This window comes from Agromyces litoreus (assembly GCF_040496015.1).
Lineage (GTDB): Bacteria > Actinomycetota > Actinomycetes > Actinomycetales > Microbacteriaceae > Agromyces > Agromyces litoreus.
In genome coordinates, this window is sequence record NZ_JBEPKA010000021.1 from 14,589 (window position 1) to 29,671 (window position 15,083).

Genomic DNA, 15,083 nt, shown 5'->3' on the forward strand with positions numbered 1-15,083 from the left:
CATGACCCACCCCCCAGTCCTTCCGTTCGTCGTCGCCGTCGACGGCCCCGCCGGCAGCGGCAAGTCGAGCGTCTCGAAGGAAGTGGCCCGGCGCCTCGGCTGGGGCTTCCTCGACACCGGCGCCGCCTATCGCGCCCTCGCCTGGCACGCCGAGGCGTCGGGGGTCGACACCGAGGACGCCCCGTCGGTCGTCTCGTGCCTGGACTCCTTCGCGTACCGTATCGGCACCGACCCGACCGGGTACGCGGTCCACGTCGGCGCCACCGACGTGACGCAGGCGATCCGCGAGCCCGGCATCTCGGGCGTGGTCAGCCGCGTCGCGCGAGTGCCCGAGGTGCGCGAGCACCTCATCGAGCTGTTCCGGGCGATCATGGCCGCCGAACCGCGGGGCGGGATCGTCGTCGAGGGCCGCGACATCACGACGGTCGTCGCACCCGACGCGCCGGCGCGCATCCTCCTCACCGCCTCCGAGGAGGTGCGGATGGCTCGTCGATCCGCCGAGCTCGTGGGCCAGTCGGCCGCAGCGACCGGCGCGCAGCTGCAGGCGCGGGATGCCGCGGATTCGAAGGTGGTCGACTTCATGAACGCCGCGGACGGCGTCGTCACGGTCGACTCGACCGACCTCGACTTCGACGAGACCGTCGAGGCCGTGCTCGACGTCATCCGGGACGCTCAGGTTCGAACTGGTTGAATAGAGCGGTTGTGCGCTCGCGCGCGCGACCCCGAGACCACCCAGGAGTTGCCATGACCGATCGCGACGTCGAGTTCGACGCCCCCGACGACGACCTCGCCGAACGCCTCGCCGACGTCGACGAGGACCTCGCCGACCAGCGCGCGGCCGCCCTGCGCTCGGGCCTCGACGACTACGAGCTGGACGTCGAGGACCTCGACCTGCTCGAGCATTCCGACGAGGGCGAGGAGGGCATCCGCACCCTGCCGGCCCTGCCGGTGATCGCGATCGTCGGTCGGCCGAACGTGGGCAAGTCGGCGCTCGTGAACCGCATCCTCGGTCGCCGTGAAGCGGTCGTCGAGGACACGCCCGGCGTCACGCGCGACCGCGTGTCGTACAAGGGCGAGTGGCTCGACCGCCGCTTCACGCTCGTCGACACCGGCGGGTGGGAGCCCGACGCGCGCGGCATCGACGCGTCGGTCGCCGCGCAGGCGGAGGTGGCGATCGAGCTGTGCGACGTCGTGCTGTTCGTCGTCGACGCGACCGTGGGCGCGACCGCGACCGACGAGCACGTCGTCCGGCTGCTCCGCAAGACGAGGAAGCCCGTCTTCCTCGTGGCGAACAAGGTCGACGACGCGCGTCAGGAGCCCGAGGCCGCCGCGCTGTGGAACCTCGGCCTCGGCGAGCCCCACCCGGTCTCCGCGCTCCACGGCCGCGGCGTCGCGGACCTGCTCGAGGAGGTCTTCCGCGTCCTGCCCCAGTTCTCGGCGGTCGCGAAGGAGGAGTTCGGCGGGCCCCGCCGGGTCGCGATCCTCGGTCGTCCGAACGTCGGCAAGTCGAGCCTGCTGAACAAGGCCGCGCGCGAGGAGCGCGTGGTCGTGAACGACCTCGCGGGCACCACGCGCGACCCCGTCGACGAGCAGATCGAGCTCGGCGGCAGGGTCTGGCGGTTCGTCGACACCGCCGGCATCCGTCGCCGGGTCCACCTGCAGCAGGGCGCCGACTTCTACGCGTCGCTGCGCACGCAGGCCGCACTCGAGAAGGCCGAGGTGGCCGTCGTGCTGCTCGATGTCTCGCAGCCGATCTCCGAGCAGGACGTCCGCATCATCGACCTGGTGCTCGAGTCGGGTCGCGCGCTCGTCCTCGCCTACAACAAGTGGGACCTGCTCGACGACGATCGTCGCCGGTACCTCGAGCGGGAGATCGAGCAGGACCTGCACCACGTCGCGTGGGCGCCGCGGGTGAACATCTCCGCGAAGACCGGGCGCCACCTCGAGAAGCTCGTCCCGGCCCTCGAGACGGCCCTCGAGTCGTGGGACACGCGCATCCCGACGGGCAAGTTCAACGCCTTCCTCACCGAGCTCGTGCAGGCCCACCCCCACCCGCTCCGGGGCGGCAAGCAGCCGCGCATCCTGTTCGGGACGCAGGCGGCGACGCGTCCGCCGACCTTCGTGCTGTTCACGACCGGATTCCTCGACGCGGGCTACCGCCGGTTCATCCAGCGCCGCCTGCGCGAGATCTACGGCTTCGCCGGGTCGCCGATCGTGCTGAACATGCGAGTGCGGGAGAAGCGCCCCCGGCCGTAGGACCGAGGGCGGACGGGCGAGCTCACGCGGGCACCACGCCGCCGGACCACGCCGGCCGCCATCGCCACGCGGTCGCCGACACGGGGCGCGGCCGACTGAACGCGGTCCGCACGCCCGTCGACGCCAGCACCGAGTCGGGCGCTCGGCCGGCCAGTTCGGGGAGCCCGCTCGCCGCGAGCAGCTCGTCGTCGAGCTCGAGGAGCTCGGCGCGCTGCAGCGGCCACGGCTCGTGCGTGTTCCGCGCCCACCACGTCCGCCCGAGATGGCGTTCGTGGTAGCCCCATCGCGCCGTGAGGAAGCTCGCGAGCTCCGCGTCGGGCGCGTTCGCGGCGACCGGGCCGCCGAGTCGGGCGCTGATGCGCGTGGACGGGCCGCCGGGCCCGTGCCGGCGGCTCCGGAAGTCGAGCTCGACCCCCGCGGCATCCGTCCGCCTCGTCACGCTCGAGCGCGCCCAGTGGTACGGCAGGCCCCATCCGGCGCGCGCGACGAGGACCGGCAGCAGGCGCCCGGCCTCGAGCGTGCGGAACACCACGCCGTGCCGGCCCCGGTCGTCGCGCGAGTAGAGGCGCACGTTGACCTCCACGAACGTCCCCAGTCGCCGCATGGGCGACACCGGCGGGAAGCGGGTGTCCGCGAGCACGAACGGGATGAGCCCGACCCAGGTGGCGTCGCCGAGGACGTCCGGACGGGTCCCGTGCGGGAGAAGGGGCGCGACCCGCGCCGGGTCGACGCGCCAGTGCAGGAAGAGGACATCGCGCCAGTGCTGCTCGACCAGTCGGCGGCCGGGCAGCGGCGGAGGCGTCGTCGGGTTGCCGTGCACGCCCCCATCCTCGCGTCCGGGGCCCGCCGATGTCACGGGCGTACCCTCGACGCATGGGTTCGGACGGCGGCATCCTCGGCGATCGCGGCCTCGCGATCATGTCGGGCCTGCATCGATGGCTGATCTCCGTGACCGGCGGACGGGTCGGATGGCGCATCGGCCGGATGCCGACCGTGGAGCTGCACACGACCGGTCGGCGCTCGGGTCGGCCGAGGTCGGCGATCCTCTCGGCCCCGATCCTCGAACCTGACCGCATCGTGCTCGTCGCGTCGAAGGGCGGCGCCGACCATCACCCGGCGTGGTACCTGAACCTCGTCGCGGACCCCGACGTCGAGGTCGGACTCCGGGGCTCGGTCCGGCGGATGCGCGCACGCACCGCGACGCGCGACGAGCGTGCCGCTCTCTGGCCGAGGATCACGGCCGCCTACCCGGGGTATGCGCGCTACCAGCAGCGCACCCGTCGCGAGATCCCGGTGGTGGTCTGCGAGCCTCGGTCGCAGGGGCCGTCGGTCCCGGGGGAGGCGGCAGCGCCCGCATAGCATGGGCGCATGTCCGCGCCGACGACCGAGGCCGCTCCGGCCGACGACGCTCGCGGTGACCCGGGCGACGCGGACGCCGGTGGCGCCGCCCTCGCTGCGATCCGGGCGGTCGCCGAGCGGATGTCCGAGTTCGAGCCGGCGGCGGAGGCGGACGAACCCGATGCGGTGCACCAGCTGCGCACGCACGTCCGGCGCCTGCGGAGCCTGCTCGCTGCGTACGCACCGCTGTTCGATCCCTCGGCCACGCGCATGCTGCGGCGCCGGCTCCGCGAACTCGGCCGGGAACTCGGGGCCGTGCGCGACCTCGAGGTGCGCATCCAGGTGGCCGAGCACGCACTGGAGGCCGCCGGCGAGCGCGACCCGGCCGAGGACGTCGCGGGGTCTCGCGAGCAGTTCGCCGCGCTCCGCGAACGGCTCGTCGATGCACAGGTCGAGGCGCACCGGCTCGCCCACGCCCGGTTCGTGGAACGTCAGCGGATGCCACGGGCCGAGGCGCGCCGCGCCGCGCTGGCGGAGTTCCTCCGCGCACCCCGATTCGCGCCGGACGCCGCCGGACCGCCCCGCGAGGTGCTCGGCGCCCTGGTCGAGCGCGAGGCCCGGCGGGCGGTGAAGCGCGCGAAGCGCCTCCGCAGCGACCCCGAGATCGCCGCGCTGCATGCGGTGCGGAAGGCCGGCCGGCGACTGCGCTACACCGCAGAGTCGGTCGCGGCGCCGCCGATCGCGATGTTCGGGACCGATGCGATGCGGCTCGCGAAGGCGGGCGAACGGCTGCACGACGTGCTCGGCGACCACCGCGACGAGGTCCTGTTCGCCGAGCACGTCCGGCGGGCGGGTGCGCACGCCGCCCACGCGGGCGAGCCCGCTGCGGCGTTCGAGGCGTTGGCCGGAGCGGCGGACCGACGGGCCGCGCGACACCTCCGCGAGCTCGACGATGCGGTGGTCGAGCTCAGGCACGCGGCCGCGGCCTGGCGGAGGCGTTGAACCCGACCGGCGGGGTCCGCGGGACCGGCCGGCGACGCATCCGCACGCCGATCCGGGGCACGGCCGTTCGTCGGGTCGAGCGCGTTCAGCCGGCGAGCTCGCGCTGCATGATGACGCGGTGGGGCTTCGGACGCGCCACCTCGACGAACCCCGCCGCAGCGAACATCGACACGGTGCCGGGGAACAGGTCGGCGGCCGGCGGCGTGGACCTGGCCGCCGGATCGACGGCGTACGCCTCGAGCACGCGCGCGCCGTGCGCGCGCGCCGTCTCGACGGCGGCCGCCGCCAGGGCCGCGGCGACGCCACGTCGTCGGAATCGGCGCGGGACGACGAAGCAGGAGACCGCCCAGACGTCGGACGCGCCGAAGTCGCCGTCGGGGGAGGCCGAGGCGACGTGGCTGAACGGAAGCCGCGGCAGGTCGGCACGTGCTTCGACGGCGCACCAGCCGACCGGGGTGTCGCCCTCGTAGGCGAGCAGCCCCGGCCCCGGCCCGGGCGCTGCGAGCTGTTCCGCGAGCCGCGATCGCAGTTCGCCGGCGGACGACCCGTCGAACGCCGCGCCGCGCAGCTTGTACCACTGGCACCAGCAGGTGGCGGGATCGCCGCGGGTCCCGAACACGGCCTCGACGTCGACGAACGGGGCGGTGTTCGCGGGGACGACCCGGAACGCACCGGCGTCGACCTCGCTCGATCGGCCGGATGGGGTCTCGGTCATGCGGTGACGCTACCGCGAGCCCGCGACATCCGTCCCGCCCCGTGCGTCCGCGCCCGGTTCGGCGCGCGCGGGGTCGAGGCGAAGGGCGCGCAGGTCCTCCGCGAGTACGCGCAGGTCGTCCGGATCCGCGGTGAACGACTCCCCGAGCGCCGCCCGGCCCAGCATCGCAGCCGCCTTCGGGTAGCGGCGCTGGTAGTCGGCGAGCAGTTCGATCCGACCGTCGAGGTCGAGGTCGATCGCGGTGGCGGCGTAGCGCTGCGACCTCCAGTCGACCCGCACGCCCGGGTGCGCGATCGCGTTCCGGTACCAGTCCGTCTTCGGACCGCGGCTCGCGACCACCCAGAGGGTCGGCGGGCCCGACGCGGGGACGTCCCGACGCACCACTTCCAGCACGGTCTGCCGTTCGATGCCGCTCGTACGGCCGATGGCGCTCAGCATGAGGAACCTGCCGCCCATCATCCAGCCGAGCCGGGCGCGGTACAGCGACGACGGCGCGCGGTAGAACCAGGCGAGCAGGGGTCCGGGCTTCTTCATCGCCATGCCGCCAGCCTATTGGCGGGTTGTCGCCGAGCTGTCGCAGGGCTGTTCACGGGCGCGCGGGCGACGGTTCCGTGAACCGGCCGAATCGTGAAGTAGCATCACGATGTGTCCGGCCAGCCCTCCCCGCTCGATCGGATCCTCGAGATCGCCGACCTCCTCGAGCGCGACCTCGAGCACGAGTTCGCGGGAAGCTCGCTGAGCACGGCGCGGATGCGGCTGCTGCGACGGCTCGCCCGCAGCGGCCCGTCCACGCAGCAGGCGCTGGCTGCACGGCTCCAGGTCAGCCCCCGCAACGTCACCGGCCTGGTCGACGCGCTCGAAGCCGCCGGCTACGTCACGCGCTCGCCGCATCCCTCGGATCGCCGTGCCGTCCTCGTCACGCTGACCGACGACGCCGAACGCCTGATGCACGAGATGGAACGCGACCACGCCGAGCTCACCTCCGTGCTCCTGCTCGCGGTCGACTCCGCCGACCGGGCCGCGTTCGTACGCGGCATGAACGCCGTCGCCGGCCGGATGCGGGAGCTCGCCGAGGCGGCGGACGCGGGCCGAGCCGCGGCGCGCCGCTCGTCGGGCCGGATCGCGGGCGCCTGACCCGCGCCGCGGCGTCCGCGCGTGGTCGAGCACCTCTCCGGAACCCGCTATGATTGTCGAGTTGCCTCCGGAGCCGGGGGCATCGGGCTGTGGCGCAGCTTGGTAGCGCACTTGACTGGGGGTCAAGGGGTCGCAGGTTCAAATCCTGTCAGCCCGACCGACGAAGCCCCGGAAACTCGCACGAGTCTCCGGGGCTTTCGCGTCGGTCCGGGCACTCGGCGCACTCGGCCTCGGCCCGCGCTCACGCATCGAAAACGGCATGCCTCGCCACCGCGGCCGGGGCCATTGCGGCGGCGCCGGGACGGGTGCAGGGTCGAGGCATGGGCCCGATCGGGGTCCAACGAGGGGGAGGGCGGAGCCGTGCGCGCACAGCGAGCCCACGAGGTGATCACCGACGACCGCGTCGCCATCCGTGCGACCGTCGAGGGCGAGGGCCCGCCGGTGGTGTTCCTGCAGGGCGTGATGGGAGACGGCGACCTGGATTGGGCGGCCGTCGTGCCGCACGTCGCCGGCCGATTCACCTGCCACCTGCCGAGCATGCGCGGACGGGGCCGCAGCGGGGACCATCCCAACCTCCGGATCGACCGGATCGGCGCCGACTACGAGACGTACGTCGAGAGCCTGGGCGAGCCGGCCGGACTGGTCGGCTGGTCCGCCGGAGCGGGCCATGCGCTCGCCGTGGCGTCGCGCTCGGCCGCGGTGCGGGCGACCGCCGCGTACGAGCCGATGGCGGGCATGCTGATGGATGACGAGGAACGCGCGGCCCTGCTGGGCGCCCTCGTCCGCGGCGGCGAACTGGTCGCGCAGGGCGACCTGCCCGGCGGGATGCGGGCGATCGCCGAGCACCCGTTCACCGCCGAGGATCTCGAATCCGCGGACGCCGCCGGGTACTTCGAGGCCACCGGCGGCTATTCCCCGCACGTGCTGAGGGTCTTCCAGCAGGTCGCGGAGTACGAGGGCGCGATGCCCGAGGACCCGGCGGTCCTCGGGGCGATCGACACCCCCGTGCTCGTGCTGCACGGTTCGGAGACGTCGCCGTTCTTCGCAGCCAGTGCGCGTCACGTGGCCGGGCACGTGCGGGACTCGCGCCTCCACGCGATCCCCGGCGCCGGGCACATCGGCCCGCTGACCCATCCCCGCGCGGTCGGTGCCGAGCTCGTCGACTTCTTCGGGGCCGCGTTCGCCGCCGCGTGAGCGCTCTCGGCGACGCGACCTCGACCCCCATGCGGGAACGCCGCCGGCAAGGGAACCGGCGGCGTCCCGGGCGGGTCCACCGTGGGCCGCGTGCTCAGCCCGGCACCTCCTCGGAGCGGCCCGTTCGCGTGACGGCGGCGATCGCCTCAGGGAAGATGCGGATCCCGTCCTCGTAGTCGGCCCAGTAGTCGGTGACCTGCCGCGGCGGCGTGCCGAGCGCGAACGTCGTCGCGCGTGCGAGGTCCAGGTGCTCGCCCGCCGCCGCGAGGTGCTCGGCGATGGCGTGCATGTGCGTGACCATCGAGTCCGGGTCGGGATGGACCTGCACGACGATCGCGTTGCGTCGAGCGTCGTCGACGAAGAAGTAGAAGCCGAGCATCCGAGGTTCCTGCTCCTCGACCGTCCGCGCGACCTGCGTCGCGTGCTCGACGGCTCCGTCAGCGTGTCCCGGCGTGATCGGGTAGGTGGCGATGTAGATGAACGGCGCGTCCATGATGTCTCCTCGGTCGGGGTGCCCCGTGCGGGCACGCCCCGATGCTCCGTCCGGTCGAGGTCGGGCGGCATCGGCAGGCCGGGCCGTGTCGTCCGGCCGGAATGGGTGGTTCGGGCCATCGTCGCTGTGGGAGAATCGCGCCACAGGGGAGTTGTCCACCGTGGGTGCGATCGAACTGGCCAGGCGGTTGCACGCCGACGCGCAGTGGCGCGAGGCGTGCGACGCGTTCCGCGCCGCCGACGACGAGGGCGCCCTTCCGGTCGACGACCTCGAACGATGGGCCGAGGCCGGTCAGATGACGGCGCGCCAAGCCGAGTCCGTGCGATGCCTCGAGCGAGCGTTCGAGGCGCGCGCGGTCAGGGCGACCTGCCCGGCGCTGCGACGGACGCGTTCTGGATCTTCAGCGCCCACCTGTACTCGGGCGAACCGGCACTGGCCATGGCGTGGATCGGGCGGGCGCGCCGACTCGCCGACGAGCTGGCCGAACCCGAGCCGGGGTGGGCGCGCGTCGCCGAGGCCTACGGGTACCTCGGCCGTGCCAGGTTCGAGGAGGCGCGGGGCGTGCTGGGGCCGGCGGTCACCGAGGGCCGCACGGGCGGGGACCTCGACCTGGAGTCCATGGCGGAACTGCTCACCGCACGATCGCTGCTCCTCGACGGTCGTCGGGAACCCGGGGTGGCGATCCTCGACGACGTGATGATCCGCGTCCTCGCGGGACGGCTCTCGCCGCGGCTGACGAGCACCATCTACTGCGCGGCGATCGGCACGTGCGAGGCCGAGGCTCGGGACGTGGTGCGCGCCCAGGACTGGTCGCGGCACATGGAGCAGTGGATGGCGGCGCTTCCCGCCCCGCCGAGCGGTGCGCTGCTCGGCAACTGCCGCGTCTACCGGGCCATCCTGCGACGGCGCAGCGGCGACCTGTCCGGTGCGCTGGAGGACCTCGAGGCGGCCGCGGCGACGCTGCACCAGGAGCACTCGGTGCACGTCGAGGGCCATGCGTGGTACGAGCTCGGCGAGACCCACCGCGACCGGGGGGACCACGTCGAGGCCGACGCCGCGTACCGCACGGCGGCCGCGCTCGGGCATCCCGTGCATCCGGGGCTCGCGCTGCTGCGTCTCGAGCAGGGGGCGCATCAGGCCGCGCTGCAGGGGCTTCGACGCGCGCTCGCCGAGGCGACCCGGCCGATGGAGCGCGCGCGCCTGCTCCCCGCGCTCGTGTCGGTCGCACTGGCCGAGGGGAGGCCGGACGACGCGTCGGGTGCGGCGGCCGCCGACGCCGCACGACCGGACCTCGACGAGGCGCGGCGGGCTATCGACGAACTCGAGTCCGTCGCCGCCGAGGTCGGCAGTTCGATCATGGACGCTGAGCTCTCCCGGGCGCGCGGACAGCTCGCGCTCGCCGACGGCCGACCGGACCGGGCGCTCCCCGAGCTGCGGCGCGCGGCCGGGACGACGCGCGGTCTCGAGCACCCGCTCGAGACCGCGCGCACCCAGGTGCTGATCGCGGCCGCCTGCCGCGACCTCGGCGACCGCGAGGCGGAGCTCATGGAGCTCGGCTCGGCCGAGGACACGTGCGAACGCATCGGCGCCGTCCGAGAGCGCGACCGGGTCCGGGCGCTCCGGCTCGCCGCCGAGTCCCGCACTGAGGAGCGCGGCGCCTACGGGCTGAGCCCGCGCGAACGGGAGGTGCTCGCGCTCCTGGCCGAGGGGCGGACCAACCGGGCGATCGCCGAGGAGATCTACGTCAGCGAGCGCACCGTGCACCGTCACGTGAGCAACATCTTCGACAAGCTCGGCGTGCACTCGCGCACCGAGGCGGCGATCTTCGCCGTCGCGCACGACCTCGACCGATCCGGATGACGCAGACGGTGCGCACCCTGTGGACAGCCTCCGCGGGAAGGTCGCGGCCGCCCGTACCCTGACGCACGGCGCCGCCGTGGGCGCGACGCGGGAGGGAGCGTGGTGAGCGCACGTCGGCAGGAGCGTCCGGACCGCAGTCGGGAACGACGAACGGGGGAGCGTGCGGTCACGTCCGGACGGGCCGGCCGACCGGCGACCGCGACGCCGAGCCGGGAGCAGGTCCCGTGAACGGGTCGGCGGCTCCGGCCATCCTCATCGCCGTCGTCGCGCTCATCGCGATCGTCGTGCTCGTCCACCGGTTCGCCGCATTCCCGACCGTCGTCCGCTCCGACGCGATGCGACCACTGCTCGAGCCCGGCGACGTGGTGCTCACGAGCCGCAACCGGCGTCCGCATCGGCTCCGCCGCGGCGAGATCCTCGTGTACCGGGCACCGGAGCGTGCGGAGCCGGACCTTCGGCGGGTGATCGGCCTGCCCGGCGACCGCGTCGTCGTCGCCCCCGACGGCCGCATCGCGGTCAACGGGCAACCGCTCTACGAGCCGTACGCGCGTCGATCCGGCAGCTTCCGGGGCTCGTTCGCGGTCCCGCGCGACCGGGTGTTCGTGCTCGGCGACCAGCGCGCGGGCACGCACGACCCGGCCGCGTGGCAGCAGTCCTTCGTCGCCCCGAGCACGATCCTCGGCGTCGCCCGGCTCCGCGTCTTCCCGTGGCCGATCGTCGCCACCCACGTGCGGGGCTGACGACGGCCCTCCGGCGCTCGCGCGGCGCCCGGGGCCTACGGTGGGCTGATGGAGATCATCCGGGCCGTGAGCGCCGCCGTCACGGATGCGTCGGGGCGCATACTGCTCGTCCGCCGCGGCCGCGATCCGCAGCGCGGTCGGTGGTCGGTGCCCGGTGGCCGAGTCGAGTCGGGCGAGTCGCTCGCACAGGCCGCGGCGCGCGAGGTGCGCGAGGAGACGGGACTCCAGGTCGCGGTCGGCCGCGAGGTCTGGGTCCTCAGGACGCCGACGGGCGACGGTCGCGAGTACGAGATCCACGGCTTCGCGGCCACCGATCGAGGCCGGGGCGCGGAACCGGTGGCCGGCGACGATGCCGACGACGCCCGTTGGGTCGCGCCCGAGGAACTCGGACGACTCCGGGTGACGACGCACCTGGTCGACCACCTCCGCCGCGCGGGGATCCTGCCCGAGCTCCCGTTCGTCGACGAGCACTCGACGCTGATCGACGCGGACCGGGACGCGGTCTGGACGGCGGTCCTCGAGATCGTCGACCGCCTGGGACCGGCGTGGTTCGCGAGGCTGCTCGGGTGCGAGGATGTCGGCCCGGCCGGGCCGCGTCCGATCGCGGCGGGATCCGTCGTCCCCGGGTTCCACGTCGCTGCGGCGACGGCGCCGAGCGAGCTCCTGCTCGCCGGACGCCACCGGTTCGCCGACTACGCCCTCGCCCTCCTCGTCGACGAGGCCGGGCCGGGCCGGAGCCGCCTCCGGGCGGTCACCTCCGCGGAATTCCCGGGCGTGCGGGGCGCGGCGTACCGCGTCGTGCTGCTCCACCTCGGCGCCCATGCGTTCGCGACGAGGCGGCTGCTCGCGGGCGTGCGTCGTCGCGCCGCCTCGCGGGCCGGTCGTGCCGATCCCGCGTCCGGGGGATGATCAGGGAATGGGATTCTCCCGGGCCGAACTCGAGTCGTTCCGCGGCGCCGCCGTCGACGACCTGATGCCCGAGCATCCGAGGCTCGTGTTCGTGGGCATCAACCCCGGCCTCTGGACGGCCGCGACCGGCAGCCACTTCGCCCACCCGGGCAACCGCTTCTATCCCGCGCTCGCCGCGGCCGGCATCATCCCGCGGCTGCCCGACTTCTCGGCCGGCCTCGGCGAGGAGGATCGCCGGATGCTGCTGGATGCCGGGATCGGGATCTCGAACCTCGTGCACCGGGCCACGGCACGCGCGGACGAACTCGACCGTGCGGAGCTCCGCCTGGGCGCTGCGCGTCTCGAGCAGGACGTCCGGCGATGGGGTGCCCCCGTCGTCGCGATCGTCGGCATCACCGCCTACCGGCAGGGCTTCGTCCGGCCGAGCGCCGCGGTCGGGAGGCAGGACGAGCGGCTCGGCGATGCCGAACTCTGGGTCGTCCCGAATCCGAGCGGGTTGAACGCCCACGCGAGCGTCGCCGACCTCGCACGCGCCTATGCCGAGCCGGCGCGTTCGGCGGGCGTCGCGCTCACCTCGAACACGGAATGAACCGGAGCAGTATTCCGGGTTGACCTAATAACTCGGAATAACGCTAGTCTTGTTCCGACTTCGACGGACGGGAAGACGACCATGGGCGGGATCTCCGGCACCGGCGCCTGGCCGGCGCACCGAGCGCTCACGCAGCCCTGGCGTCAGTCCGGCCGGCACGGCAGCCGCGCCGACCGGATGCTGCGCGAGGTCACCGTCTCGCTGCCGCCGTTCATCGCGACCCGGGCCTACACGCCGCCTCCGGACATCGCCGCCGCGCTCGCCGAGGCCGCTCGGGAGGTGATCGCGCTCGACGCCGACCCCCGGGGACACATCGGCGCGCTCGGCGGGCTGCTGCTGCGCACCGAGTCGGTCTCCTCATCCAAGATCGAGCGGATCGATGCGAGCCTCGAGGACTACGCGCGCGCGGTCGCCGGCATCCGGTCGAACGAGTCCGCCACCTCGATGGTGGCCGCGACCCGCGCCCTGGCCGGCATGATCGACCGCGCCGGAGAGAGCGGGGAGGTGCGCCTCGGCGACGTCCTCGACGCGCACCGCACGCTCATGGTCGACGACCGGCTCGACGGGGCCTACGCCGGCCGCCTGCGCGACGTGCAGAACTGGATCGGGGGATCCGACCACTCGCCGATCGGCGCCGTCCACGTGCCGCCGCCGGACACCGTCGCCGAGTACATGGACGACCTGCTCGCGTTCGCCAACCGCGACGACCTCGACCCCGTCGCGCAGGCGGCGATCGCGCACGCCCAGTTCGAGTCCGTGCACCCGTTCACCGACGGCAACGGCCGGATCGGCCGGGCCCTCATCAGCGCCGTCCTCCGCCGGCGGGGCCTGACCCGGCGCACGGTCGTGCCGGTCGCCTCGGCGATGCTCGCGGAGCGCGACCGGTACTTCTCGCTCGTCAACGGATACCGCGACGGCCACGTCGACGCGTTCGTCGCAGACCTGGCCCGGGGCACCCGCATCGCCGCCGTCGAGGCCGGCCGGTCCGCGGACCGGCTCGCAGGCCTGCCGGAGCGGTGGCGCGAACGCAGTCGCCCCCGGGCCGGGAGCGCCGCGGCGTCCCTGCTCGCCGTGCTCGCCGAGCACCCCATCCTCGGCGCGGAGGATGCGCAGCGCCTCACCGGAGCGCCGCTCTCGAGTGTCTACACGGCCCTCGATCGCCTGGAGGCGGACGGCGTCATCCACCAGGTCACCGCCCGACAGCGCAATCGGGTCTGGGGCGTCGACGACATCCTCGATGAGCTCGACGACCTCGCCGCGCGCATCGGCGCCGCGATCCGCGCCGACTGATGTGCGGCGCACCGCCGTGCGCCACGTGATCAGGGCGCGACGCGGCTCCAGAGCTCGATCCGACCGACCACGCCGTCGAGGCGGAACTCGTCCTCGAACCGCTCCCGCTGCGCGGGCGTGAACCATTCCCGCTGGTCGGCGGTGATCGCCGCACCGTCGGCACCCTCGACGTACGACCACCATCGGTCGGTCCACTCCGTCGACTCGATCAGGCCGCGATGGGTCAGGTTCCCCGCCTCCGGCAGGGTCATGCCGAGGCTCAGTGGATCGACGTCCATCGGGCACCCGCCCGCGAGGTTCGCCCCGACGTGGTCGGCCGCGACGAGCACCGACGGCATGCCGGCCACGCAGTCGTGGCTCGTCGCCCACGCCCGGATCGTACTCGCGGACGGCGTCGGGGTGGCGGAGCGCAGGTCGCCGGCCGCCATCAGCGCGAGGACGGCCGAGGCCGCGGCGACCGCCGCCACCCGCAGTCGTCTGCGCCGGAGGCGACCGACGGCGGCGCCGAGCGAGAGGGCGAGCGGCGCCATGATCCACGCCGCGTAGTGGTAGAAGAACATGGCGCTGAGGCCGATCGCGAGCGCGTGGGCGAGGGTGATCACGCTCCACCACGCCTCGTCGGGCCAGTCGCGTGGCGTCCTCCGCGCCCGGGCGGCGGCGACCAGGGGGACCGCGGCCACCGCGAGCAGCAGCGCCACCCCGAGGGCGGACGCCGTGGTCGGGATCAGCTCGCGCAGCGCAGGGAACGACAGGTACGGCGAGAACACGTCGGCTCGCTCGGCGAGGTCGACGTCGTTGCCGCGCCGGCCGAGCTGCGCCGACACGGTGAGCCGCCACATCGCCCCGGGATCGCGGACCAGGAACGGAAGCGCCACCGCCGCGGCCGCGGCGGACCCCGCGGCGAGGTAGCGCAGCAGTCCGGACCGACCGGAGCGGGACCAGGCCAGCGCGCCGATGACCAGCACGTCGAGGATGGCCCAGAACTTGACCACCACCGCGAGCCCGATCGCGATGCCGGCGCTGACCGGCGCACCGCGCCGACCCGCGGCGAAGGCCGCGAGTGCGACCAGGAGCGCGAGGTTCAGGTACGGCTCGAGCAGGTACGTCCGCTCCGTCGCGACCGCGGTGCCCCACACCGCGTACGCGCCGGCGCCGATCACGATCGCGCCACTGCCGAAGCGTCGCAGGAGCATCCCGATGAGGACGGTGTTCGCGACGCCCACGGCGATCGTGAGGAGCCTCGCGCCCGCGAGGCCGACCGCCTCGTTCGTGACCGACCCGAGCGCGGCGAACGGCGCGAGCAGCAGCAGGGAGCCCGGCGGATGCACGTAGTCGAAATCGGCGTACGGCGCGGCGCCGCGCAGCAGCGCGAGCGCGCCCGAGTACATGACGCCGTCGTCGTTCTCCCGGATCCAGAGCACCGCCTCCGGGAACGCGAAGGGCGCCGCGCGCAGGATCGCGGCGACGGCCGCGATCAGGACGACGATCACGATCGAGGTCCCACGGGCGGTGGTCGGCCGAGCCTCGCGCGATCGAGCCGTCCAGGTCGCCATGCCGCCTCCT

General features: G+C 74.1%; 16 protein-coding genes and 1 tRNA gene. 12 read left to right on the forward strand and 5 right to left on the reverse strand.

The annotated features are described in order from the left end of the window. The first annotated feature begins 1 nt into the window (after window position 1). Together cmk and der are read left to right on the forward strand one after the other, a co-directional pair. Entirely contained in the window at window positions 2-691 is a 690-nt protein-coding gene (cmk, locus tag ABME01_RS14165) for a (d)CMP kinase (protein ID WP_353829072.1), read from the forward strand. Between the two features lie 53 nt (window positions 692-744). Next, complete coding sequence (gene der / locus ABME01_RS14170; RefSeq protein ID WP_353829073.1) at window positions 745-2,256, forward strand: ribosome biogenesis GTPase Der; 1,512 nt, start codon at window positions 745-747, stop codon at window positions 2,254-2,256. A 22-nt stretch (window positions 2,257-2,278) separates the two neighbouring features. On the opposite strand, the gene ABME01_RS14175 is transcribed toward der, so the two are convergent. Further along, window positions 2,279-3,076, reverse strand: coding sequence for a YqjF family protein (locus ABME01_RS14175; protein ID WP_353829074.1), 798 nt, complete (start codon window positions 3,074-3,076; stop codon window positions 2,279-2,281). Between the two features lie 53 nt (window positions 3,077-3,129). On the opposite strand from ABME01_RS14175, the gene ABME01_RS14180 reads away from it, so the two are divergent. Together ABME01_RS14180 and ABME01_RS14185 are read left to right on the forward strand one after the other, a co-directional pair. Next, a complete protein-coding gene (locus tag ABME01_RS14180; protein ID WP_353829075.1) occupies window positions 3,130-3,615 on the forward strand; it encodes a nitroreductase/quinone reductase family protein in 486 nt (161 codons plus the stop codon). Window positions 3,616-3,624: 9 nt separating this feature from the next. Continuing rightward, complete coding sequence (locus tag ABME01_RS14185; protein WP_353829076.1) at window positions 3,625-4,596, forward strand: CHAD domain-containing protein; 972 nt, start codon at window positions 3,625-3,627, stop codon at window positions 4,594-4,596. 85 nt (window positions 4,597-4,681) lie between these two features. Here the strand turns inward: ABME01_RS14185 and ABME01_RS14190 are convergent, their stop codons facing one another. Together ABME01_RS14190 and ABME01_RS14195 are read right to left on the reverse strand one after the other, a co-directional pair. Then, a complete protein-coding gene (locus ABME01_RS14190) occupies window positions 4,682-5,311 on the reverse strand; it encodes a GNAT family N-acetyltransferase (protein ID WP_353829077.1) in 630 nt (209 codons plus the stop codon). Window positions 5,312-5,320: 9 nt separating this feature from the next. Next, on the reverse strand, window positions 5,321-5,851 hold the full coding sequence (locus tag ABME01_RS14195; RefSeq protein ID WP_353829078.1) for a nitroreductase family deazaflavin-dependent oxidoreductase: 531 nt from the start codon (window positions 5,849-5,851) through the stop codon (window positions 5,321-5,323). A 105-nt stretch (window positions 5,852-5,956) separates the two neighbouring features. Between ABME01_RS14195 and ABME01_RS14200 the strand changes: the two genes are divergently transcribed. The 3 genes from ABME01_RS14200 (at window position 5,957) to ABME01_RS14210 (ending at window position 7,639) form a co-directional block, all read left to right on the forward strand. Beyond that, a complete protein-coding gene (locus tag ABME01_RS14200; protein ID WP_353829079.1) occupies window positions 5,957-6,445 on the forward strand; it encodes a MarR family winged helix-turn-helix transcriptional regulator in 489 nt (162 codons plus the stop codon). Between the two features lie 83 nt (window positions 6,446-6,528). After that, window positions 6,529-6,602: transfer RNA gene (locus ABME01_RS14205), tRNA-Pro, on the forward strand. Between the two features lie 203 nt (window positions 6,603-6,805). Next, the gene (locus ABME01_RS14210) at window positions 6,806-7,639 is read left to right on the forward strand and encodes an alpha/beta fold hydrolase (protein ID WP_353829080.1); all 834 of its coding nucleotides are present in this window, start codon (window positions 6,806-6,808) and stop codon (window positions 7,637-7,639) included. Between the two features lie 94 nt (window positions 7,640-7,733). Here the strand turns inward: ABME01_RS14210 and ABME01_RS14215 are convergent, their stop codons facing one another. Further along, a complete protein-coding gene (locus tag ABME01_RS14215) occupies window positions 7,734-8,132 on the reverse strand; it encodes a hypothetical protein (protein ID WP_353829081.1) in 399 nt (132 codons plus the stop codon). Window positions 8,133-8,456: 324 nt separating this feature from the next. Here ABME01_RS14215 and ABME01_RS14220 point away from each other — a divergent pair, with 324 nt between their 5' ends. The 5 genes from ABME01_RS14220 (at window position 8,457) to ABME01_RS14240 (ending at window position 13,520) form a co-directional block, all read left to right on the forward strand. Beyond that, on the forward strand, window positions 8,457-9,992 hold the full coding sequence (locus ABME01_RS14220) for a LuxR C-terminal-related transcriptional regulator (RefSeq protein ID WP_353829082.1): 1,536 nt from the start codon (window positions 8,457-8,459) through the stop codon (window positions 9,990-9,992). A gap of 224 nt (window positions 9,993-10,216) precedes the next feature. Then, window positions 10,217-10,732, forward strand: coding sequence for a signal peptidase I (lepB, locus tag ABME01_RS14225; RefSeq protein ID WP_353829083.1), 516 nt, complete (start codon window positions 10,217-10,219; stop codon window positions 10,730-10,732). Between the two features lie 48 nt (window positions 10,733-10,780). After that, window positions 10,781-11,641, forward strand: coding sequence for an NUDIX hydrolase (locus tag ABME01_RS14230; RefSeq protein WP_353829084.1), 861 nt, complete (start codon window positions 10,781-10,783; stop codon window positions 11,639-11,641). Between the two features lie 7 nt (window positions 11,642-11,648). Beyond that, window positions 11,649-12,230, forward strand: coding sequence for a mismatch-specific DNA-glycosylase (locus tag ABME01_RS14235; protein ID WP_353829085.1), 582 nt, complete (start codon window positions 11,649-11,651; stop codon window positions 12,228-12,230). Window positions 12,231-12,311: 81 nt separating this feature from the next. After that, window positions 12,312-13,520, forward strand: coding sequence for a Fic family protein (locus ABME01_RS14240; RefSeq protein WP_353829086.1), 1,209 nt, complete (start codon window positions 12,312-12,314; stop codon window positions 13,518-13,520). A 29-nt stretch (window positions 13,521-13,549) separates the two neighbouring features. Here the strand turns inward: ABME01_RS14240 and ABME01_RS14245 are convergent, their stop codons facing one another. Next, window positions 13,550-15,073, reverse strand: a complete 1,524-nt coding sequence (locus ABME01_RS14245) for a glycosyltransferase 87 family protein (protein WP_353829087.1) — start codon at window positions 15,071-15,073, stop codon at window positions 13,550-13,552. Window positions 15,074-15,083: the final 10 nt, after the last annotated feature.